This is a genomic window from Bacteroides celer (assembly GCF_002632415.2).
Lineage (GTDB): Bacteria > Bacteroidota > Bacteroidia > Bacteroidales > Bacteroidaceae > Bacteroides.
Window position 1 is genome coordinate 1,603,909 of record NZ_CP178209.1, and the last position, 22,277, is coordinate 1,626,185.

Sequence of the window (22,277 nt, forward strand, 5' to 3'; positions counted from 1 at the left end):
ATCGTATTTTTGCAAGGTTATTTTTAAAATTACCGGTTATGGATACCATTCAGATAAAAGACAAACAGTTCACTGTTTCTATTAAGGAACAGGATATTCAGAAAGAAGTGATTCGCGTAGCGAACGAAATCAACCGCGACTTGGCAGGTAAGAATCCGCTCTTCCTTAGTGTGTTGAACGGTTCATTTATGTTTACCGCCGACTTGTTGAAGCATATCACCATCCCTTGCGAGATTTCGTTTGTGAAACTGGCTTCTTATCAGGGAGTGACTTCCTCGGGAGTGATTAAGGAAGTGATCGGACTGAATGAAGACATTGCCGGACGCACAGTAGTTATTGTGGAAGATATTGTGGATACCGGGCTGACCATGCAACGCCTGTTGGATACACTGGGTACACGCAACCCTGAAGCAATCCATATTGCTTCTCTGCTTGTGAAGCCTGAAAAGCTCAAGGTCAATCTGAACATCGAATATGTAGCAATGGAAATCCCGAACGACTTTATCGTTGGTTACGGATTGGATTATGATGGTTTCGGACGTAACTATCCCGATATTTATACAGTAGTAGATTAAACAGTTAATATTAAATAGGTACCAGTTTTAATGGTAAATAGTAAATCGTTAAATTGTAAATAACAAAATGTTGAACATCGTAATTTTCGGTGCTCCGGGTTCAGGAAAAGGAACACAGAGCGAACGTATTGTAGAAAAGTATGGAATCAATCACATCTCAACAGGAGATGTATTGCGTGCTGAAATCAAGAATGGCACAGAACTGGGTAAAACTGCTAAAGGTTACATCGACCAAGGTCAATTGATTCCTGATGAATTAATGATTGATATTCTGGCAAGCGTATTCGACAGCTTCAAAGATAGCAAAGGTGTAATTTTCGACGGTTTCCCAAGAACAATTGCACAAGCTGAAGCATTAAAGAAAATGTTGGCAGAAAGAGGACAGGATGTTTCTGTAATGGTTGACCTGGATGTTCCGGAAGAAGAACTGATGGTACGTCTGATTAAACGTGGTAAGGATTCCGGTCGTGCTGATGATAATGAAGAGACCATCAAAAAACGTCTGCACGTATATCATTCACAGACTGCCCCACTGATCGACTGGTACAAGAATGAAAAGAAATACCAACACATCAACGGTTTGGGTACTATGGAAGGTATCTTTGCTGAAATCTGCGAAGCAGTAGATAAATTGTAATTTAGTAATCTTACTAATTATCAATACACTATTATAAATGAATAAGTCAGTCAGTAGCCGGAGTATTCTACTTAACTACTCTAACTACTGACTACTTTAACTACTTAAAAAGAATATGGCTGAATCGAATTTTGTTGATTACGTAAAGATATACTGTCGCTCGGGTAAGGGCGGAAGAGGCTCTACGCACATGAGGCGCGAGAAATATTGTCCTAACGGAGGTCCCGATGGGGGCGATGGTGGAAGAGGAGGTCATATCATCTTGCGCGGTAACCGTAATTACTGGACATTGCTGCACTTGAAGTATGACCGTCATGCAATGGCCGGTCATGGTGAATCGGGGAGCAAAGGACGTAGTTTCGGAAAAGACGGTGCGGATAAAGTAATAGAAGTGCCCTGCGGAACGGTCGTTTATAATGCCGAAACCGGGGAATATCTTTGTGACGTAACAGAAGACGGACAGGAAGTGATCTTGCTCAAAGGCGGTCGCGGTGGTCAGGGTAACTGGCATTTCAAGACGGCAACCCGTCAGGCTCCGCGTTTTGCGCAGCCGGGAGAACCGATGCAGGAAATGACCGTTATCATGGAGCTGAAACTGCTTGCCGATGTTGGTCTGGTAGGTTTCCCGAATGCGGGTAAGTCAACTTTGCTTTCTTCTATTTCGGCTGCCAAACCGAAAATTGCTGATTACCCGTTTACTACGCTCGAACCCAATCTGGGTATCGTTTCCTATCATGGTGGAAAGTCTTTCGTAATGGCGGACATACCGGGTATTATCGAGGGAGCCAGTCAGGGTAAAGGCTTGGGACTGCGTTTCCTGCGTCATATCGAGCGCAATTCATTACTGCTGTTTATGGTTCCGGCAGACAGTGACGACATTCGTAAGGAATACGAAGTCTTGCTGAACGAACTGCGTACTTTCAATCCTGAAATGTTGGACAAGCAACGTGTGTTGGCTGTCACCAAGAGCGATATGCTCGATCAGGAATTGATGGACGAAATAGAACCTACATTGCCGGAAGGCATTCCCCACGTATTCATATCTTCTGTTTCCGGTTTGGGTATCTCGGTGTTGAAAGACATTCTTTGGGAAGAACTGAATAAGGAAAGTAATAAGATAGAGAACATCGTTCACCGTCCGAAGGACGTGACCCGTCTGCAACAGGAGCTCAAAGACATGGGCGAAGATGAAGACATCGTTTATGAATATGATGACAATGTTGATGATGACGATGATGATATCGACTATGAATATGAGGAAGAAGATTGGGAAGAAAAATGATTTCACTTACAAAAAATAAAGAGTTGAAGGGATATAAGTCACTCATGTCATATCCCGAAGTAGCTCATTTCGTAACTACACGTCACGGAGGTGTTAGTACCGGGACTTATGCCTCTTTCAACTGCTCGCCTTATACGAATGACACGTGTATGAATCTTGTCCGTAACCGGCATCGGTTGCTTCAATTGATGAAGTGGGAAATACAAGAATTATTCTTTGCAGAGCAGCGACACGGTGCCGTGAGCATAGTGATTGATAAATGGTACTTTGATGCTCCGGAAGGAATGAGGCAGGATGTTTTGAGAGGTGCCGATGCTTTAATTACCAATATACCGGGGTATTGCGTTTGCGTCACGACTGCGGATTGTGTACCCATATTGTTGTATGACAAGAAGTTGCAAGTGGTATCTGCCATTCATGCCGGATGGAAAGGAACGGTGGAGCATATTGTTAGCAATGTACTCGAACACATGAATGAGATGTTCGGAACGCAAGGCGAAGATGTGGTAGCTTGCATCGGACCGAGTATTTCGCTCGAATCATTCGAAGTAGGCGATGAGGTCTACGAAGCTTTTAAAGAAAGTGGTTTCGATATGTCCCTTATTTCTATTAAAAAGAGGAAAACCGGAAAGTATCATATCGACCTGTGGGAAGCAAACCGGATTGAATTACTGAATGCCGGAGTGCCTGCAGAACAGATAGAAGTAGCTGGCATCTGTACCTATATTCATCATGATGAATTCTTCTCTGCACGTAGGCTGGGTATAGACTCCGGCCGTATCTTGTCGGGAATAATGATTAGAAAGTAATAATCAGTACCTATAACCGTATAGTACTGATGATTAGTTTATGATAAGTTATGTTTGAAATAAAAGTATCTAAAGAAATAAAAGACGCATGCCCGGTTTTCGCCGGAGCCGCCGTGTATGCTGCAGTGAAGAATACTGCTTACAGCGAAGGTCTTTGGCACGAAATCAATGCTTTCACCGAACAACTGACTTCCACAACACAGATGGAAGACATCAAACATCAACCTGTTATCTTTGCTACCCGTGAGGCTTATAAACGTTGTGGCAAAGACCCCGGACGTTATCGTCCGTCAGCCGAAGCTTTGCGCCGCCGCCTGATGCGCGGAATCCCATTATATCAGATTGATACATTGGTAGACCTGATTAACCTCGTGTCTCTTCGTACGGGACATTCTATCGGTGGCTTCGATGCGGATAAAATACAAGGTACACACCTTGAACTCGGTATCGGTAAAGCTGGAGAACCGTTTGAAGGCATCGGGCGCGGTGTGTTGAATATTGAAGGATTACCCGTATATCGCGATTCATTCGGAGGAATCGGAACCCCGACAAGCGATCACGAACGTACGAAAATGGGTCTCGGAACTACTCATATTTTAGCGATAGTCAACGGTTATAACGGGAAAGAAGGCTTGAAAGAAGCTGCTGAAATGATTCAGACTTTATTAAGAAACTATGCAGAATCGGATGGAGGCGAAATCATGTTCTTTGAATAATGAGGCTCCTTTTTCCGGCTTGAAAAAGAAAAAACACATGAAAAACATACTTATTTTACTGACTGTTTTATTATTGCCACTGGCTGTCAACGGACAGAATAAACCTTCATTCTCTGCCCGGGAAGTGAGCGATGTCCGGGTAGCTACTCCCGGACTATTTGCTAAAGGGAATCACATCTATCTGCATTTGGACTCCTTGAAAGACCATGAATATGCTTTTCCATTACCCGGAGGAAAAGTAATCTCCGCCTATGGAACTCGTGGAGGACATTCGGGAACAGACATTAAAACTTGTGCAAAAGATACGATTCGTGCTGCTTTTGATGGAGTGGTACGTATGTCGAGACCATATTATGCCTACGGGAATCTAGTCGTTATCCGTCACGCTAACGGATTGGAAACTCTTTATAGCCACAATTTCAAGAATCTGGTTAAAAGCGGTGATATCGTAAAAGCCGGACAGCCTATCGCACTAACCGGGCGTACTGGCCGTGCCACTACCGAACATGTGCATTTCGAAACCCGTATCAACGGAGAGCACTTCAATCCGAATCTGATTTTCAACCTGAAAGAGAGAACATTGCGGAAAGAATGTATCAAGTGTACCAAGAATGGGGGTAAAATCGTTGTGAAGACTCACACTCCTGATAGTCGGGTTGCGCAGAATAAGAAGTAAACTATTATGGTACAAACCGTATGCAAACCGGTTTGTCTATTTTAATATCCCGGTGCACGTCCGTTAGCAATCCCGTGTCTGCATCTCTTTCATAAACTTGTATCACATTGCTATCTCTGCAAGCGACTAACAGGTATTTACCGTTAGGCGTGATGATGAAATTACGCGGATGAATCCCTGTAAGTTGATAGCTTGTTTTCGTCAACATTCCATTATCCGGATGAATCCGGAAGATAGCGATGCCATCTGCTTTCAAGCGATTACTGGCATATAAGAATTTTCCATCCGGGCTGATATGAATGTCTGCACTTCCTTTGGCTCCCACAGTATCAGCAGCTATCGTTTGAATCTCTTTCAGGTTTCCGTCTTTATATTCAAAAGCAATGACTGTGCCCGATAACTCATTTATCAGATAAGCATAGTTACCGTTCGGGGCAAATGTCAGATGGCGGGGGCCTGAACCGGCTTTTACTTTGTAGGCCGCTGGTTGTCCTTCTTTAAGGAAACTCTCTTGGTTGGCAATATCTGCATCCGGGTTGATGACATATTTATGTATTTGGTCTGTTCCTAAATTATCTGCAAACAGGTATTTTCCATCGGGAGTAATCCGTATACAGTGCAAATGAGATTTTTCCTGCCGTTCCTTGTCTACTCCCGAACCTTCAAAATTCAGGATATCGGAAGCAGGAAGGAGAGAACCATCCTTAGCAATAGGAAAAACAGAAATACTGCCTCCACTGTAATTGGCAGTCACCACATTCTTACCATTAGTGATAATATAGCAAGGGTCTTCGCCTCCGGTCTTTTGTGAATTTAATAGTTGGAAAGTGCCTTTCTCTTTATCGAAAGCCAATGCATTGGCAGCAGCCCGCTCATCATTAAATTCACTGACTGCATAAACGAATTTTCCGTCAGCGGATGGAACAAGATAAGAAGGATTCTCTATTTCTACTTCACTTAACGGGACAGCAGTTCCGTCTTTTTCATTAAAGCGGAAGCTATAGATACCTTTACTGGTTCCTGAAGTGTAAGTACCTACTAACATCGTTAATTCATTTTCCGTAGTATCGGTTGTTTCCATATGAGTCTTTTTTTTAGATGTGCAGCTACTGATACTGATTCCGAATAGACAAATAGCAGCGAATGACTTGAATATAAATGCTTTAGATAAAAATCTCTTCTTCATAAGTAGCATGTTATTGGTTGGTTCTTCATGATGCTTTTTCATTTTAAGTATAAAATAGCTCCGTAAAGATAATGCTTTGATATAATATTTGCTAACGTCTTCTCGTAATTTAGAAAACATTTCCTATCTTTGCACCCTTGGAAAGCGTTCTAAATAATCGCTATTCTGTACGAATAAGAATTTGGGGTTGACTGGATTTGACAGCGGGCAGAAATGGTAGGTAAGCATGCAGTGGGTCGGTAATTTCCACTTAAATATCAGTTATCAAAATTTTATCTGGCGAAACTAATTACGCTCTTGCTGCTTAATCGAATCACAGTAGATTAGCTTAATCCAGGCACTAGGTGCCAGGACGAGACATCACTCGGAAGCTGTTGCTCCGAAGCATTCCGGTTCAGTGGTGCAGTTACATCGGGGATAGTTGGAAGTGGCCTCGCACTTTTGATGAAACTTTAGAGGATAAGGCAGGAATTGATGGCTTTGGTTCTGTTCCTGCACGAAAATTTAGGCAAAGATAAGCATGTAGAAAGCTTATGATTTCCTCGTTTGGACGAGGGTTCGATTCCCTCCAGCTCCACTTTATACTAATCATTAGTATCTATAAAGAGAACACTCAACGTTGCAATAGTAACATTGAGTGTTCTTTTTTTATGGGGCTATCAATGAATTTATTCCACCTCGCGAGCCATTTATTTTTATATCCGTATCGGGTAATAGCTTTTAATGCGCTCTATTCCCTCTTTGGTTATCTTTCCATATAGGGTCAACGATTCAATTTTTATCTTTGATATTTCATCCGGTATATCGATCTTATCGATAAACTGGATATCCAACCTTTTTATCTCCTTCAGTTCTAACAAGACAGTAGGAAACTCCTTTACCCTAATGTTAATCCCACTGCCCCAGCCGTTATTTTGTGCATCAGCACTCAACTTGTTTTTTAATCCGTCATTGTCAACGTCTTTCTTTCTGACCATCCAACCTATTTGTGGTCGCAGAGCAAAATTCTTACTATTTTGCTCCAGTCCGATGAAACCTGCCCAAAATTCCAATGGGGTCTCTTTGACGGCATCGGGATATACTTCCTGATACTTTACATCTACCTTCACTATTTCATCGGGGAGACAATTTCTGCCTTCAAGCTGTTTCAGATTATTTCTTCTTCCTTTCTTGTCATACGGGAAAATTTTAACAATCCATCCGTCAATAATATTCGGAGCGCCGTATTGCTTCTGTGAATGATATTTGAACATATTGCGCCAGAAGCTTTTGTCCACCTGGCCTTTGGAGGCTTTGACAAATTCTTCCAGAAGAGGCTCCAGTTCGGAAATCCACCATTCAAGTTTATATTCTTTCAGGCTTCTGGCTTTCTGTAGAACTTTCTCCCAGTCCTCCGGAGTTCCTTCGAGGGTTATTTCAGGTATTCCACAGACAATGCGTATGATTATAAACTCAAAGTATGGCTTCACAGCTTCCATGATTGTTATTTCAGAAGCAACTTTCTCTAAGGAGGTGGTTGTTGAAAAATTACAGGTAAGCAACTCAGTCAGATGGTTACCGACGTGTTCTGATATTTGTTTTGTGAATTGGGGAAAGATCTCTTCCCATGAAAAAGTAGGGTCTTCCAGTTTCTTGTCCGCTCTTACAATTAAGGACAGTTTGCCGGAGAAGTCAACGAGATTATTTCTCATCGATTCTTGATTGGCATTTATATGCCGGGCAAATCCCTGGCTGATTAGTAGCCAAATCATGTCTGGGGACAGAACAAATGGCCTGTGATCTGCATAAGCCTGATACATACCGTTGAAAAAAGAATTAGGACCAAAAGATACCAGACTGTCAGGAGATTGGCTCTTTGCAATGATATGATAAGGAATTTCGATATGCTTCTTTTTTATTTCATAAGGCTCTATGTTCATGTACGATAATATAAGACTTTTATAAATGTCGTCTTGGGAATTCAAATGGAGTAATTCTTCAGGCTTTGAAAGCTTTTCAACTTTAAAGGTGATTCCATTTTGAGCGAATATGGGAACACTGCAAGATATTAATAAGCCAAAAAGTATGTTTTTCATAATCTTAAATGATTCTATGGTGGCATAAACTTATCAGGTATGTCTATGCTTTTCATAGACGATATGCAAATATAACATTATAAGAAGTAGATTAAACAGGATATTAAATGTTTTTTGATTTATATCTATAAAAAACATAAGCGTATTATTTCTTGAGCCGATAAGCGGGAATTGTTCGGGAATTTGTAGTAAGTTTGCTCTGCTAATCCTAAAGAATGACGCAGAGAAAGATTATACATATCGACATGGATGCCTTCTATGCCTCTGTAGAACAGCGTGATAATCCTGAACTTCGTGGCAAACCTTTGGCAGTAGGTCATGCTGAAGAGAGGGGAGTTGTGGCTGCTGCCAGCTATGAAGCCCGGCGTTATGGTGTCCGTTCGGCCATGTCCTCCCAAAAGGCGAAACGCCTTTGTCCCCAACTCATCTTTGTACCCGGCAGGATGGATGTTTATAAATCCGTTTCCCGTCAGATACATGAGATTTTCCACGAATATACAGACCTCATCGAACCTCTGTCTTTGGATGAGGCTTTTCTGGATGTTACTGAAAACAAGAAAGATATTTCCCTGGCTGTGGATATAGCCAAGGAAATAAAGTTGAAGATTCGCGAGCAACTCAACCTTGTTGCCTCTGCCGGAGTATCTTATAATAAATTTTTAGCTAAAATAGCTTCGGACTATCGCAAACCGGACGGCTTATGTACTATTCACCCGGAACAAGCTCTTGATTTTATCGCCTGTCTTCCTATTGAATCTTTCTGGGGAGTGGGACCTGTGACTGCCAGGAAGATGCATTTGCTGGGTATCCACAACGGACTTCAACTACGGAAATGTTCTCTTGAAATGCTGACTGGTCATTTTGGAAAAGCAGGTACGCTGTATTATGAATGTTCGCGAGGCATTGACGAACGCCCTGTCGAAGCAATTCGTATTCGTAAATCTATCGGCTGTGAACGTACATTGGAACGGGACATTTCGGCCCGTTCATCGGTCATAATCGAATTATATCACGTTGCAGTAGAACTGATTGAACGTCTCCAGCGAAAAGACTTCAAAGGAAACACGCTTACCTTGAAAATTAAGTTTCATGATTTTAGCCAGATCACCCGAAGCCTTACTCAATCGCAGGAACTGACTACCTTAGACCGGGTACTCCCGCTTGCCAAGGAACTGCTTAAAAGTGTGGAATATGAACAACATCCAATCCGTCTCATCGGGCTTTCTGTCTCCAATCCGAAAGAAGAAGCCGATGAGCAACACGGTGTTTGGGAACAGTTGAGTTTTGAATTTAGCGATTGGGATTAAGGTATGAAAAACGGGAAGAGAACAGGATGTCAAAATAGAGCCTTTATTTGGACTAAACAGAGGCTCTGTTTAAGGAAGACAGAGCCTCTGTTTAGCTAAAATTGCACCTCTGTTTTCTTGGAACGGAATCTCTGTATTTTGAGAAGAAATCTCTGTTTAAATATGAGTGAAATCGATTATTCTATAACCTAAAAGCTTAAAATGAAGCAATTATGAGTACAAATTTTGAAGTATGTACTTTTTTGTCATTAGGTTCGTATGATTTGCTCACCTCATTTTTTATCAGATACACTATCTTTGCAATACTTAAATGAATGAAAATACCATGACTCGAATGAAACATTTGCTTTGTGTTTTTCTGGTAGCAGCTTTGGGAAGTCTTTCTTTCAAGGCAAACGCATATACCGAACGCAATATGCTGCAGAAAGCGGCAGACGAAACTACGTTGAAAAACGTGTTGGTAATGAAACAGGCTTGGGTGCCTTACCCTGCTTATACAGATCGCGTCGCTTGGGACTCGTTGATGGGCTCTAACAAACAACGCCTCATCGAAGCCGGTGAAAAACTCCTCGACTATAAATGGCAACTGATACCTGCCACTGCTTATTTGGAGTACGAACGTAGCGGTAACCGGAAAGTGATGGAAGTTCCTTATGACACCAACCGTCAGGCACTCAACACCTTGATGCTCGCCGAACTGGCTGAAGGAAAAGGACGCTTCATCGACCAACTACTGAACGGAGCATATATGAGCTGTGAAATGAATTCATGGGTTTTATCCGCACACTTACCTCGCCAGAGCAGCAAACGTTCACTGCCCGATTTTCGCGAACAGATTATTGACCTCGGTTCAGGCGGATATGGAGCTTTAATGGCTTGGGTGCATTATTTCTTCCGCAAACCATTCGACAAAATCAATCCCGTGGTATCTTTACAAATGTGTAAGGCAATCAAAGAACGTATTCTCGATCCATATATGAACGACGATGAAATGTGGTGGATGGCTTTTAACTGGAAACCGGGGGAAATCATCAACAACTGGAATCCCTGGTGTAACTCGAATGCCCTGCAATGTTTCTTCCTGATGGAGAACAATAAAGACAAGTTGGCAAAAGCCGTTTACCGCTCCATGCAATCAGTCGACAAATTTATCAATTTCGTGAAGTCCGACGGTGCCTGTGAAGAAGGTACATCCTACTGGGGACATGCTGCCGGCAAACTCTATGACTATCTGCAGATACTCTCCGACGGTACAGGTGGAAAACTGTCTCTGTTCAACGAACCGATGATTCGCCGGATGGGAGAATATATGTCCCGCTCATACGTGGGCAATGGTTGGGTAGTGAACTTTGCCGATGCATCGGCACAAGGAGGGGGTGATCCTTTGTTAATTTATCGTTTCGGTAAAGCTGTAAACAGCGATGAAATGATGCATTTTGCCGCTTACCTGCTGAATGGGAGAAAGCCATATGCCACCATGGGCAACGATGCTTTCCGTTCGCTCCAGTCTCTGCTTTGCTGTAATGAACTCGCAAAAGCAACTCCGAAACACGATATGCCGGATGTAACCTGGTATCCCGAAACAGAGTTCTGCTATATGAAGAACAAGAATGGTATGTTCGTTGCCGCTAAAGGCGGATTTAATAACGAAAGTCATAATCACAATGATGTAGGGACCTTCTCTCTATACGTGAATACGATCCCCGTGATTATTGATGCCGGTGTAGGTACCTATACCAAACAGACGTTCGGTAAAGACCGCTATACTATCTGGACCATGCAGAGCAATTATCACAACTTGCCGATGATTAACGGAGTACCGCAAAAATTCGGTCAGCAGTATAAAGCGACAAATACAGTTTGCAATGAGAAGAAACGGACATTCTCTACTGATATAGCTACTGCTTATCCGGCAGAGGCGAAAGTGAAAAGTTGGATTCGCTCTTACGCACTTGATAATAATAAATTAACTATTGGCGATACTTATACATTGGATGAGGTTGTTGCTCCTAATCAACTGAATTTCTTAACTTGGGGCAATGTTACTTTCCCGTCTGAAGGGAAAATCCGAATCGAAGTGAAGGGACAAAAGGTGGAAATGCATTATCCGTCACAATTTAAAGCAGAACTGGAAACAATCAAATTAGATGATCCGCGCCTGTCTAACGTATGGGGCAAGGAGATTTACCGCATCACACTAAAGACAGAAGAAAAGAAAGCGACTGGTAAATATGAATTTGTGATCCAACAAGTGAAGTAAGATGAAGTAGATTCTTTTAAATAAGAAAAAATAAAGTATAAACATTTAAATCACAGTAAGATGAAAAAAGTTTTATTTGCCGGCCTTTTGGTCATTGCAGGAGTAAGTGTAAGTGCACAGAACCTGATAAAGAATGAAAAATTCGCTACCGAAGTAAAGACTAAAGTGACTAACGCTAACAAAGCTGCCGCAGGAGAGTGGTTTATTTTGAATAATGAAGCTGACGGAGTAACTACTATTGCTTGGGAACAAACGGGAGATGCCAAATATCCGAATGCGATGAAATTTGATAATTCCGGTGCCGAAAAAAATATCTCTTGGTACAAGGCTTTTCTGGGACAACGTATTACCGATGGTTTGGAAAAAGGCATCTATGTTCTTACTTTCTATGCAAAAGCTAAAGAAGCTGGTACTCCGGTAGGTGTATACATCAAACAGACCAATGAAGAAAAGAACGATAATGGTAAGTACAATACCACTTTCTTCATGCGTAGAGATTATGATGCGGATGCTCAACCGAATGCTTCGGGTGCACAGTATAACTTTAAGATTAAAGATGCTGATAAATGGACTAAAGTAGTGGTTTATTATGATATGGGACAAGTGGTTAATGCTATTAGCAGCAAGAAGGCAAATGCTGACTTGGAAGTATCTGACACGGATGATGACGCTGCTATTCTGAAAGATTGCTATCTGGCTATTCTTTCACAAAACAAAGGTGGCGTTGTAGAAATCAGCGACGTGACATTGAGAAAAAAATAAAAACTAAGGGTGGGTAAGTGCCTGTCACTCATAAATTGCTATCTTTTTTAGGCACGGATTACACGGATTTCACGGTCTTAAGTATTGTCATTGCTACAAAGTAACCGTGTTAATCCGTGTAATCCGTGCCTAAATTATTAAGAACACATACTTAATATATAGACATCCATAGAATAATCAACCCTCTATTTAGGGTGATACCAAGCGGCTTATTGGATTCCGAGTTTCTTCTTCAAACCCTTTGGCAGAGAATCTTTATGAACCATGACACAAATAGTTTTGGCACGTACATAACTTTCAGACATATTCAGATAACCTCCGGATTTGTTGCTTTCTGCTCCCCAGGAATTCTTGGTAATATAATATTTAGTACCATTCTGGTCTTTTACAATGCCGGTGATGTGCATCAGGTGGTCATCGGTCGTTACAAACTTCTCATAACCGTCCTGACGGATTTCCGATGTAACATTGATTTCCGGATAAGGATGCTCGAACTTGAACACTTCATCCATACGCTGATATTTAGGCATAGCTTCAAAACGCGCACGGTCGGTAGTCGAGTAATCTTTCACGTCCTCCACTTGCGGGTTGATGGCGATTCCGTTTTTGAAAGAGAAACCCTGTTCGCTTACGTCACCGTCCCAACATACGGTATATCCTTTGTTCAGTGCATAGTCGATAGCCCCGATCAGTTCGTCCAACGGAAGATTATACATCGGCTGGTTTTCCCAGTTGTCGGGAACTTCAGGTGAGAATGTCTCATAATAAGGCTTGTGAGTGAAACTGGTCAGCTCAACATAATCATCCATATTCAATCCCAGACTTTCTGTGAAAGATTGAGGAGTATATTCTTTTCCTTTATAAGTGAACTTTTCGGGAAGCTTACCCAGATAAATATCGAACAGATTATTAATAAGCGCATCAAATTGCGGAGTACGCTTTTTAGAAGCGATATTTGCGTCTACCAATGCTTTGAGGTAGCGTGACAATGCTCCGTGATTGTGGTCTTTGTTATCGCCCGGCAATCCGGTGTACACTTCTTCCGGAACGATTCCCGCTTTCTTATAAGCGTTTTTGAAAGTGTGCGCCAAACTTCCTTCACTGATACTTCCTTTACCACGACGGAGATAATTGTCTTCCAGCTGATTCATGTACTTTTGGCGAACGATAAACATTTCTGAGAGATCATATTCTCCTTTTCCCATTCGGAGCAGTTCCGACTCCATGAAAGAAGCGGTGGCAAAGCACCAGCAAGTTCCTGTGGAACCCTGATCTTTGACAGGTGTTGCTTTGTGAGATACAACGGTTGTGAACTCATAACCGGGTGTTTGTGCAAAAGAGGTTACGGTCAATAAGAGGAGCGCAACCGACATAAATAGTTTCTTCATAATGTGCTTTATTATCTTTACATTTTGCAAATGTATAAAAAAAGCGAGGATACTTGAAAGTTCCTCGCTCTATTTTATTATAATTAGTGTGTTTATTTACATGGCAACCTGCTGTGACAGCAGTTTTTGGAGTTTACCGTTCAATGTTTGGCACATAGCACCATTTCCCATTGCTTGATAGCGTTTAATACGGTACTGTAACATCATAATTTTTTCATTTGCATTCTTTTTCATAATTTGTTTCCTCTTTTTTTGCCCTCCACGTTTTGAAGAGCGGTTTTACATCTTGTTTTCTCTAATAACACTGCAAAGATACGAATTGTTTTTGAATTATATGCTGTAGAACATAAAAATCTTCTTTTTCTTTTGAATTTTCTTTTTATAAGGGTCCGAACACGGTCTATATTACAAACCTGTTACAAAACTCCCGTAATTTCCCGTCAATGACAATATTATTCTTATCTATCACATTTTTATGTACTTATCTAGGCATTCAGAAAATATTCTTGTATTTTTGTCAGTCAGCAGCCTTATTAATAGAATAAACCAAACACTTATATGAAAACATTCACCCATCTTTTATGCGTCCTGATTTTGTCGATTGTGTTGTTTGCTTGTAACAATACTCATTTCCTCAAAGAAGAATCTTACCGGAATCAAGTAGCTCATGACTTTGAGCGGAAGAAACAGGCACTTCCTCATGGAGACTTATTTGCGATCTTTGGTGATTCCGCTCTGTCAGTGTACGAGCGCGAAGCATTGATGTTTCTCTACGCTTATATGCCGATAGGGGATGTGACGGACTATCCGGGAGATTATTACTTGGAGAATGTCCGGCTGTCGAAGCAGACACGTGACGAGATGTCTTGGGGAAAAGCGATTCCCGATGAAGTGTTCCGTCATTTTGTTCTGCCGATCCGGGTGAATAACGAGAATCTGGACGATTCTCGCCGTGTCTTTTATGGCGAACTAAAAGAACGGGTGAAAGAATTGCCGATGAAAGACGCGATATTGGAGGTGAATCACTGGTGTCACGAGAAAGTAGTCTATCGTCCGAGTGACGCGCGTACCAGCTCACCATTGGCATCAGTCAAAACTGCGTATGGACGTTGTGGCGAAGAGTCTACATTTACGGTGGCTGCGCTCCGGGCAGTCGGTATTCCGGCACGGCAAGTGTATACACCCCGTTGGGCGCATACGGATGATAACCATGCTTGGGTGGAAGCATGGGCGGATGGACATTGGTACTTCTTCGGAGCTTGTGAGCCGGAACCGGTTTTGAACCTGGGATGGTTCAATGCCCCTGCCAGTCGGGGAATGTTGATGCATACCAAGGTTTTCGGACGTTACAACGGTCCGGAAGAGATCATGCTTGAAACACCCAATTACACAGAAATCAATGTGGTTGATAATTATGCCCCTACTGCCAAAGCTATCGTAACGGTGACGGATGCCGAAGGTAAACCGGTGGCAGATGCCAAAGTCGAATTTAAGATATACAATTATGCGGAGTTCTATACAGTAGCCACGAAATATACAGATGCAGAGGGGAAAGCCAGCCTGACTGCCGGCAAAGGAGATATGTTGGTTTGGGCATCCCGCGACGGGCAATTTGGTTATGCCAAAATCTCATTTGGAAAAGATGATGCACTGCAACTCTCTTTAAATAGGAAAGAAGGTGAAGCCTATTCCTTGCCTATGGATTTTGTACCTCCGGTGGAAGGAGCGAATATTCCCGAGGTCACTCCCGAACAACGGGCGGAGAATGATCGGCGGATGGCGCAGGAAGATTCAATCCGCAATGCGTACGTGGCAACAATGATGACGGAAAAACAGGCCAAAGATTGGATAGATAAACTATATGGAAATGCTTTACAACCGGAAAAGAAAGAAGAACTGGTAAACTTCCTGGTTGCTTCGCGAGGAAATCACCAAACCTTGAAAGACTTCCTTTCGTCTATCAGAAAAGAGAAAGATGCTGTTTCGTGGGAAGAAATACGAGCCATGTGGATATTAGAGAGCCTTTCGGCTAAAGATCTCCGAGATGTAACTCTGGATATATTGAATGACCATTTGCTGACTAATATCTCGGATTGGGAGAAGATAGAGACTGATTTATTTAAAAGGATGTACCTCAATCCTCCTCGTATAGCCAATGAAATGTTGACTCCTTATAAAAAGGAACTTCGTGAAGCCATTGAGAAAACAGTGTACCAGTCTGTGCCTGATAGCATGAAACATGATCCTAAAGTATTAATAGAATGGTGCAGAAAAGAGATTAAAATCAATAATGAACTGAATTCCCAACAGATTCCTATCTCTCCGATGGGAGTCTGGAAAGCACGGGTGGCTGATGAAAAGTCGCGTGATATTTTCTTTGTGGCAGCTTACCGGAGCATGGGGTGGGCATCCGCCGCCTGGATTGATGAAGTGACAGGAAAAGTGCAGATTCTAAATAAAGAATTAGTTAAGGAAGATGTCAACTTTGATACGGCAGAATCTACCCAGTCCCGAAAGGGAGTATTGCAAGCGACTTACACGCCTATCCGTTCAGTGGAAGATCCTAAATATTATTCGCATTTCACTCTTTCCAAATTTAAAAACGGCACATTCCAGCTGCTTAATTATGACGAAGGGGAGACGGATATGGGCGATGGAACTACCTGGTATAATCTGTTAAGATACGGAAGAGAGTTTGACGAAGGTTATTATATGATGGTGACCGGAACCCGTCTGGCAAGTGGAGCGGTGCTTTCCAACAGTACGTTCTTTACTGTAGAACCCGGTAAGACAACCACCGTTGACCTTGTGATGCGTGAAAGCAAAGACCAGGTGCAAGTGATCGGAAATTTTAATTCGGAAGCGACCTATCACCCGGTGGGCAGCACTGAACAGCAGAGTATTCTGCAAACCTGCGGGCGTGGCTATTTTGTAGTAGCTGTGCTTGGGGTAGGGCAGGAACCTACCAATCATGCACTAAGAGATATAGCCGCTTTGGGCAATGACTTCGAACAATGGGGGCGTAAGATGGTCTTTCTTTTTCCTTCGGAAGAACAATACAAGAAATTTAATGCCGACGAATTCAAAGGACTTCCGTCGACCATCACTTACGGTATTGATATTGATGATAGCATCCGCAAGGAAATTGTGCGGGCTATGAACTTGAACAATTCCATTTTGCCGGTATTTATTATTGCAGATACATTTAATAGGGTAGTCTTTGTTTCTCAAGGATATACAATCGGTTTAGGTGAGCAATTGATGAAAGTTGTACATGGTTTGTAAGAAAGAGCCTGTATGAATAATCGTTAATTCTTGCCCTTAATGCTTTTTTTCGGAAAAGAATGATTACGTTTGCAGCAAATTATGACTAAGTACATTTTTTGCATATTAGCATGCGCATTTCTGGTATTGGGATTTAGTAATGTTTCCGATAAAGAATTGCAGGGATTTCAGAAAGAAGCTGAAATCTCGGCTAATGATATGCAATATACAGCAGAGTCATGTTGCCGCGTCTCTTCTGCCGGCTTCGATAAGTCAGGTAAAGATTCTCATTCGCAGTTTGTTGACGAGACATCCAATTGTAAGGTTAGTGACTGCATTTTTGACAATATTTCTTTTCCGAGAAGCATTGTTCCTTTCAAGAACCTGAAGTTCAATACCAATACTGTCATTATACAGATATTGAGCTCTCTGAATGTTCTGCTTCCGGAGAACCGTTTGGGGCATACCGGCCTTAATGTTAATTACACTAAATATTCGTGTAAGTATTACGTCTATACATTAGCGCATATTCTCATTTAGACCCAATTCTTATCTTTAGGTAGGGTGTGGTGTGCCTATTATTCTGATCCCTCTCTGCCACTTTTTTCCTTTATTTTATTTATTATCTATTTTATTCATGTCAACATGGAAAACAAAGAATGTATTTCCTGTGACTTGGAACAAAAGACGGGTATTGATGTGTCTTATTGCTACCAGTGTGGTAAGTGTACGGCCGGATGTGTGTTGTCAGAGGAGATGGATTATGCTCCCAGCTATATTCTCCGGTTGTTGCAGACAAAAAATGCTCAAAATGACCGTCGTGTGTTAAGTTCCAATGCCATTTGGATTTGCTTGAGTTGCGAAAACTGTATTGCCCGGTGTCCTAAAGAGATCAACATTCCTGAAGTAATGGACTATCTGTGTGAGAGATCCCGTAAAGAAGGATGCATCAATAAAGAATCACGTCCTGTCGTAGCTTTTCACTCCGCTTTTCTCGAATCAGTGAAAAGAACGGGAAGGCTCTACGAAGTCGGATTGGTTGCAGGGTTTAAAGTCCGTACCTTACGTTTGACACAGGATTTGAATGTAGCTCCTGTTATGTTTGTCAAAGGGAAACTCAACCTTCTTCCGGAACGGGTAAAAGATGAGAATAAGATCAAAAAGATATTTGCACAAACCATTGAAAAGACTCAAAAGTAGCTATGAAAATAGGTTTCTATCCAGGATGTTCGCTAAACGGAACTTCTCGTGAATACAATGAATCAGTCAAAGCACTGGCACAGGTGATGGGACTCGAACTGATCGAGTTGAAAGACTGGAACTGTTGCGGTGCAACGGCAGCTCACTCCATGAGTAGAGAATTGTCTCTTGCCTTACCCACCCGTGTGCTGGCATTGGCGGAACAACAGGGATTTCAAGAAATCGTTGTCCCCTGTGCTTCCTGTTACAATCGTTTGAGTGTTGCTCAACACGAATTAATGAACAATGAAGTATTGAAGGATGAAATACTGACTACAGTTGGAATGCGTTACCTTGGAAATGTGAAAATATTGAATGTCCTCCAGATGATAGAGAAATACATGCTGGATACATTAAAAGAGAAAATAGTACGTCCGTTCGCTCATCAAGTGGCTTGTTACTACGGTTGCTTGTTGGTGCGTCCCCATAAAATATTAAACTTCGACCGTCTGGAAGATCCGCAAAGCATGGATAAAATCATGTCTCTGATTGGGGCGACTCCTATTGACTGGGCTTTTAAAACAGAGTGTTGCGGTGCCGGTTTATCCGTTTCCCGTACAGATCTGGTAGGACGTCTTTCCGGAAATATACTAAAAGATGCTGACGACCGGGGAGCTGAAGCTGTGGTTGTAGCTTGTCCGATGTGCCATTCCAATCTGGATATGCGTCGTCCTGCTATCAATAACTATCTGGCAAAACCTGTGACCATACCCGTTCTTTATATCACACAAGCTATCGGACTCGCTGTCGGACTGACTCCCAAAGAGTTGGGACTGGGTCGTCATTTTGTAGCTGTAAATTTGAAGGAGGCAGAAGTATGTCTAAAGTAGGAGTTTTTATCTGCCATTGCGGTGAAAATATCAGTGCAACTGTCGACTGCGAAAAAGTGGCCGAAGCGGCAAAAGAAATGGAAGGCGTTGCCTATGCCATTGATTATAAATATATGTGTTCTGATCCGGGACAGACTTTGATAAAGAATGCCATTAAAGAATACGGATTGGATGGCGTTGTAGTTGCTGCGTGTTCTCCGCGAATGCATGAACCTACCTTTCGGAGGGCCTGTGCGGAAGCCGGGTTGAATCCTTATCTGTGTGAAATAGCTAATGTTCGCGAGCATTGCTCTTGGGTACACGAGAAAGGAGAGGCAACCACCCGTAAAGCTGTTGATATTGTCAAAAGTCTGGTTGAAAAAGTAAAACGGAATCATCCTTTGGTTCCCATTCAAGTTCCTATCACCAAAAAAGCATTGGTAATCGGAGGAGGCATTGCTGGAATCCAGGCAAGTCTGGACATCGCCAATTGCGGACATCAGGTCATTCTGGTAGAGAAAGAACCTTCTATTGGCGGACACATGTCACAACTTTCGGAAACCTTTCCTACATTAGACTGTTCGCAGTGTATTCTCACTCCGCGAATGGTGGAAGTAGCCCGGCATCCGAATATCACTCTTTATACATACGCCGAATTGGAACATGTGGAAGGTTTTATTGGAAATTTCAAAGCCAGTATTCGCCTGAAAGCAAAGAGTATCGATGAAAAACTATGTACCGGTTGCGGACTTTGCACGACTAAATGTCCCAATAAAAAGATACCGAGCGAATTTAATGCCGGTTTGGGAATGCGTACAGCTATTTATGTTCCTTTTCCTCAAGCAGTGCCCAATAAACCGGTGATCGATAAAGAACACTGTACCCATTATCGTAACGGTAAGTGCGGAGTCTGCGAAAAGCTATGTCCAACGGGTGCTATCCGCTTCGGACAGGAAGACAGCATCATCACCGAAGAAGTAGGAGCCATTGTTGTTACCACAGGATTCAATGTGTTGAACACTGACTTTTTCCCCGAATACGGATATGGAAAATACAAAGATGTCATTACCGGGCTACAGTTTGAACGCTTGGCATCGGCTTCCGGTCCTACGTTCGGTGAAATACGCCGCCCGTCTGACGGACAGATTCCTCAAAAGATTGTATTTGTAGCCTGTGCCGGTTCCCGTGATCCGGCCAAAGGAATTCCTTATTGCTCTAAGATATGCTGTATGTACACTGCCAAACATGCGATGCTTTATCAGCACAAGGTACATGGTGGCGAATCGTACGTGTTCTACATGGATATTCGTGCCGGAGGAAAGAATTATGAAGAATTTGTGCGCCGTGCCATTGAAGAGGATGGAGTGAATTACGTCCGTGGTCGCGTCGCCCGCATATATGAGAAGAACGGTAAATTGATTGTTAAAGGAGTAGACACCCTGTTGGGAGCATCACCTGTCGAGATAGAAGCTGACATGGTAGTGCTTGCCACAGCGGGAGTCGCCAACAAGGGAGCGGAAGAACTGGCGCAGAAGATGCACATTTCCTATGACCCTTATCAGTTCTTTGCCGAATCTCACCCCAAACTGAAACCGGTGGAAACGAATACAGCCGGAATCTATCTGGCAGGAGCCTGTCAGGCACCGAAAGATATTCCCGAAACAGTGGGAATGGCTTCGGGAGCCGCTGTGAAAGTAGCAGGATTGTTTTCACAGGCAAATCTGGTTCGTGAGCCGTTGATAGCCGTTGTCAATCGTACTGCCCCTCCGTTATTCAGTACTTGCGTAGGATGTTTCATGTGTCAGACAGCTTGTCCTTATCAGGCTATCGAACGTGAAGAAATAAAAGACAGGAATGGGAATGTAATAAAGACAGTTGCTAAAGTAAATCCCGGACTTTGTCAGGGTTGTGGTACCTGTGTTGCTTTCTGCCGTTCCAAATCTATTGATATACAGGGATATTCCAATGAACAGGTCTATGCCGAAGTGATGGCATTGCTGAACCATTAAAAAGAGAGTAAGCTATGAACGAAAATAAGATCGAGAATAATCAAGAATTTGAACCGCGCATTGTAGCTTTTGTCTGTAATTGGTGCACGTATGCTGGGGCAGACCTGACAGGTACGAGCAGGTTGAAATATGCGGCTAATGTAGAAATTGTTCGCTTCCCCTGTACAGGAAGAATTGACTTTATGTTACTGTTGAAAGCCTTTGCCGGAGGTGCTGATGGAATTATCGTTTCAGGTTGTCATCCGAATGACTGTCATTATACATCCGGAAACTTCCATGCACGTCGTCGTTGGATTGTATTCCGCGGACTGCTCGACTTCTTGGGTATTGATGTACGTCGTATCCGTTATTCATGGGTGTCGGCGGCGGAGGGAGCCAAGTGGGCTGATCTGGTGAATGAAACAGTTGCCGGAATCCGTGAACTGGGACCTTATCTGGAGTATCAGAAAGCTTCGGACTATTTGGAAAAGGAGGCTATCTATGAGTAAACTGACAGAAAAAGCAGTTGCTTTGTTACAAGAAGGAGAAGTGAATCTTGTGATAGGCTATGAAGAAGGAAATCACGGAACACGTCCTCTCTTTTGCCGGCAGGCAGAAAATGCCGACAGACTGATACTGGACGACCGTTGCACGAATAATATCGCAGTCTATCTGACAAAACGGGAATTAACAGGAACAGGCAAAGTGGCTATAACAGCTACGGTTCCGGCATTACGGACGATTGTTCAATTGGCATTCGAAAACCAGTTGAAAGAAGATAATCTTCTGGTACTGACCGTTGACGGACATGGAGAACTTATCCAGTTTAAAGGATTCGATGAAATAAAAACATATCTGGCAGATTTTCCCTTGACTATTAGTGAGGAGAATCTTCAACTGATTGATCGTCTGAAAAAGATGAGTCGTGAAGAGCGGTGGAAATACTGGATGGGGGAAATGTCGAAATGCATCAAATGTTATGCTTGCCGGGCTGCCTGTCCGTTGTGTTATTGCAGCCGGTGTATTGTGGAGGTCAATTGTCCGCAGTGGGTACAACCCTGGTCTGCTCCGCTGACAAATATGGAGTGGCAGATTAACCGCGTGATGCACATGGCAGGACGCTGTATCGGTTGTGGCGCTTGTAAGCAAGCTTGTCCGGTGGGGATTCCTCTTCATTTGATGACACAAAGTATGATGGAAGACATTCAGGACGAGTTCGGGGTTGCTCCCGGTGCTATCAATCCTGCGGGAAATGTACTTTCTACCTTCAAGGCAGAAGATAAAGAGAACTTTATACATTAAAA

The 22,277-nt window shown here is 42.7% G+C and carries 18 protein-coding genes, 1 other RNA gene and 1 pseudogene; 17 read left to right on the plus strand and 3 right to left on the minus strand.

Features of this window, described 5'->3' with window-relative positions; all coding sequences use genetic code 11:
- The first annotated feature begins 38 nt into the window (after window positions 1–38).
- The 6 genes from hpt (at window position 39) to CJF29_RS06010 (ending at window position 4,695) form a co-directional block, all read left to right on the plus strand.
- On the plus strand, window positions 39–575 hold the full coding sequence (gene hpt / locus CJF29_RS05985) for a hypoxanthine phosphoribosyltransferase (RefSeq protein WP_004304676.1): 537 nt from the start codon (window positions 39–41) through the stop codon (window positions 573–575).
- A 67-nt stretch (window positions 576–642) separates the two neighbouring features.
- Complete coding sequence (locus tag CJF29_RS05990) at window positions 643–1,212, plus strand: adenylate kinase (RefSeq protein ID WP_004301902.1); 570 nt, start codon at window positions 643–645, stop codon at window positions 1,210–1,212.
- Window positions 1,213–1,327: 115 nt separating this feature from the next.
- On the plus strand, window positions 1,328–2,494 hold the full coding sequence (gene obgE, locus CJF29_RS05995) for a GTPase ObgE (RefSeq protein ID WP_074557362.1): 1,167 nt from the start codon (window positions 1,328–1,330) through the stop codon (window positions 2,492–2,494).
- Window positions 2,491–3,303 carry a peptidoglycan editing factor PgeF gene (gene pgeF, locus CJF29_RS06000; RefSeq protein WP_074557364.1) on the plus strand — a complete coding sequence of 271 codons (813 nt, stop codon included), beginning with the start codon at window positions 2,491–2,493 and terminating at the stop codon, window positions 3,301–3,303. The genes obgE and pgeF overlap by 4 nt, the downstream gene beginning before the upstream one ends.
- A gap of 50 nt (window positions 3,304–3,353) precedes the next feature.
- Window positions 3,354–4,019 (plus strand): B3/4 domain-containing protein, encoded by a 666-nt coding sequence (locus CJF29_RS06005; protein ID WP_074557366.1) that lies wholly within the window; start codon window positions 3,354–3,356, stop codon window positions 4,017–4,019.
- A gap of 37 nt (window positions 4,020–4,056) precedes the next feature.
- Window positions 4,057–4,695 (plus strand): M23 family metallopeptidase, encoded by a 639-nt coding sequence (locus CJF29_RS06010; protein WP_099146256.1) that lies wholly within the window; start codon window positions 4,057–4,059, stop codon window positions 4,693–4,695.
- Between the two features lie 4 nt (window positions 4,696–4,699).
- Here the strand turns inward: CJF29_RS06010 and CJF29_RS06015 are convergent, their stop codons facing one another.
- The gene (locus tag CJF29_RS06015) at window positions 4,700–5,881 is read right to left on the minus strand and encodes a lactonase family protein (protein WP_099146239.1); all 1,182 of its coding nucleotides are present in this window, start codon (window positions 5,879–5,881) and stop codon (window positions 4,700–4,702) included.
- A 183-nt stretch (window positions 5,882–6,064) separates the two neighbouring features.
- Here CJF29_RS06015 and ssrA point away from each other — a divergent pair.
- Window positions 6,065–6,461, plus strand: a transfer-messenger RNA (tmRNA) gene (ssrA, locus tag CJF29_RS06020).
- 68 nt (window positions 6,462–6,529) lie between these two features.
- Here ssrA and CJF29_RS06025 read toward each other — a convergent pair.
- Window positions 6,530–7,956 (minus strand): annotated as a pseudogene (locus tag CJF29_RS06025) (DUF4419 domain-containing protein).
- 215 nt (window positions 7,957–8,171) lie between these two features.
- On the opposite strand from CJF29_RS06025, the gene dinB reads away from it, so the two are divergent.
- From dinB to CJF29_RS06040, 3 genes are all read left to right on the plus strand, one after another.
- Window positions 8,172–9,263: a DNA polymerase IV gene (gene dinB, locus CJF29_RS06030; protein WP_074557371.1), complete on the plus strand. Its 1,092-nt coding sequence runs from the start codon at window positions 8,172–8,174 to the stop codon at window positions 9,261–9,263.
- Window positions 9,264–9,588: 325 nt separating this feature from the next.
- A complete protein-coding gene (locus CJF29_RS06035; RefSeq protein WP_074638864.1) occupies window positions 9,589–11,523 on the plus strand; it encodes a heparinase II/III family protein in 1,935 nt (644 codons plus the stop codon).
- Window positions 11,524–11,583: 60 nt separating this feature from the next.
- A complete protein-coding gene (locus CJF29_RS06040) occupies window positions 11,584–12,285 on the plus strand; it encodes a DUF4627 domain-containing protein (protein WP_074557373.1) in 702 nt (233 codons plus the stop codon).
- 209 nt (window positions 12,286–12,494) lie between these two features.
- Here CJF29_RS06040 and CJF29_RS06045 read toward each other — a convergent pair whose 3' ends face one another.
- A complete protein-coding gene (locus CJF29_RS06045) occupies window positions 12,495–13,673 on the minus strand; it encodes an aminopeptidase C (RefSeq protein ID WP_074557375.1) in 1,179 nt (392 codons plus the stop codon).
- A 558-nt stretch (window positions 13,674–14,231) separates the two neighbouring features.
- On the opposite strand from CJF29_RS06045, the gene CJF29_RS06050 reads away from it, so the two are divergent.
- The 7 genes from CJF29_RS06050 to CJF29_RS06080 all read left to right on the plus strand — a co-directional run bounded on the left by CJF29_RS06050 (window position 14,232) and on the right by CJF29_RS06080 (window position 22,275).
- Window positions 14,232–16,958: a transglutaminase domain-containing protein gene (locus tag CJF29_RS06050; RefSeq protein WP_099146237.1), complete on the plus strand. Its 2,727-nt coding sequence runs from the start codon at window positions 14,232–14,234 to the stop codon at window positions 16,956–16,958.
- Window positions 16,959–17,039: 81 nt separating this feature from the next.
- Window positions 17,040–17,477: a hypothetical protein gene (locus CJF29_RS06055; protein WP_099146236.1), complete on the plus strand. Its 438-nt coding sequence runs from the start codon at window positions 17,040–17,042 to the stop codon at window positions 17,475–17,477.
- Between the two features lie 105 nt (window positions 17,478–17,582).
- Window positions 17,583–18,137 (plus strand): 4Fe-4S dicluster domain-containing protein, encoded by a 555-nt coding sequence (locus CJF29_RS06060; protein ID WP_099146255.1) that lies wholly within the window; start codon window positions 17,583–17,585, stop codon window positions 18,135–18,137.
- Between the two features lie 2 nt (window positions 18,138–18,139).
- Window positions 18,140–19,006 (plus strand): CoB--CoM heterodisulfide reductase iron-sulfur subunit B family protein, encoded by an 867-nt coding sequence (locus CJF29_RS06065; RefSeq protein WP_099146235.1) that lies wholly within the window; start codon window positions 18,140–18,142, stop codon window positions 19,004–19,006.
- The gene (locus CJF29_RS06070) at window positions 18,994–20,994 is read left to right on the plus strand and encodes a CoB--CoM heterodisulfide reductase iron-sulfur subunit A family protein (RefSeq protein ID WP_099146234.1); all 2,001 of its coding nucleotides are present in this window, start codon (window positions 18,994–18,996) and stop codon (window positions 20,992–20,994) included. The genes CJF29_RS06065 and CJF29_RS06070 overlap by 13 nt, the downstream gene beginning before the upstream one ends.
- A 14-nt stretch (window positions 20,995–21,008) precedes the next feature.
- Window positions 21,009–21,482 (plus strand): hydrogenase iron-sulfur subunit, encoded by a 474-nt coding sequence (locus CJF29_RS06075; RefSeq protein ID WP_074557844.1) that lies wholly within the window; start codon window positions 21,009–21,011, stop codon window positions 21,480–21,482.
- Window positions 21,475–22,275: a 4Fe-4S binding protein gene (locus tag CJF29_RS06080; RefSeq protein ID WP_074557846.1), complete on the plus strand. Its 801-nt coding sequence runs from the start codon at window positions 21,475–21,477 to the stop codon at window positions 22,273–22,275. The genes CJF29_RS06075 and CJF29_RS06080 overlap by 8 nt, the downstream gene beginning before the upstream one ends.
- The last annotated feature ends 2 nt before the right edge of the window (window positions 22,276–22,277 follow it).

Coding starts and splice junctions, on each gene's coding strand:
- CJF29_RS06040 (WP_074557373.1), top strand. CDS start 11,584: ATGAAAAAAGTTTTATTTGCCGGCCTTTTGGTCATTGCAGGAGTAAGT.
- CJF29_RS06065 (WP_099146235.1), top strand. CDS start 18,140: ATGAAAATAGGTTTCTATCCAGGATGTTCGCTAAACGGAACTTCTCGT.
- dinB (WP_074557371.1), top strand. CDS start 8,172: ATGACGCAGAGAAAGATTATACATATCGACATGGATGCCTTCTATGCC.
- CJF29_RS06035 (WP_074638864.1), top strand. CDS start 9,589: ATGACTCGAATGAAACATTTGCTTTGTGTTTTTCTGGTAGCAGCTTTG.
- CJF29_RS06080 (WP_074557846.1), top strand. CDS start 21,475: ATGAGTAAACTGACAGAAAAAGCAGTTGCTTTGTTACAAGAAGGAGAA.
- CJF29_RS06010 (WP_099146256.1), top strand. CDS start 4,057: ATGAAAAACATACTTATTTTACTGACTGTTTTATTATTGCCACTGGCT.
- CJF29_RS06005 (WP_074557366.1), top strand. CDS start 3,354: ATGTTTGAAATAAAAGTATCTAAAGAAATAAAAGACGCATGCCCGGTT.
- CJF29_RS06015 (WP_099146239.1), bottom strand. CDS start 5,881: ATGAAGAAGAGATTTTTATCTAAAGCATTTATATTCAAGTCATTCGCT.
- CJF29_RS06045 (WP_074557375.1), bottom strand. CDS start 13,673: ATGAAGAAACTATTTATGTCGGTTGCGCTCCTCTTATTGACCGTAACC.
- hpt (WP_004304676.1), top strand. CDS start 39: ATGGATACCATTCAGATAAAAGACAAACAGTTCACTGTTTCTATTAAG.
- CJF29_RS06050 (WP_099146237.1), top strand. CDS start 14,232: ATGAAAACATTCACCCATCTTTTATGCGTCCTGATTTTGTCGATTGTG.
- obgE (WP_074557362.1), top strand. CDS start 1,328: ATGGCTGAATCGAATTTTGTTGATTACGTAAAGATATACTGTCGCTCG.
- CJF29_RS06075 (WP_074557844.1), top strand. CDS start 21,009: ATGAACGAAAATAAGATCGAGAATAATCAAGAATTTGAACCGCGCATT.
- CJF29_RS05990 (WP_004301902.1), top strand. CDS start 643: ATGTTGAACATCGTAATTTTCGGTGCTCCGGGTTCAGGAAAAGGAACA.
- CJF29_RS06055 (WP_099146236.1), top strand. CDS start 17,040: ATGACTAAGTACATTTTTTGCATATTAGCATGCGCATTTCTGGTATTG.
- CJF29_RS06070 (WP_099146234.1), top strand. CDS start 18,994: ATGTCTAAAGTAGGAGTTTTTATCTGCCATTGCGGTGAAAATATCAGT.
- pgeF (WP_074557364.1), top strand. CDS start 2,491: ATGATTTCACTTACAAAAAATAAAGAGTTGAAGGGATATAAGTCACTC.
- CJF29_RS06060 (WP_099146255.1), top strand. CDS start 17,583: ATGGAAAACAAAGAATGTATTTCCTGTGACTTGGAACAAAAGACGGGT.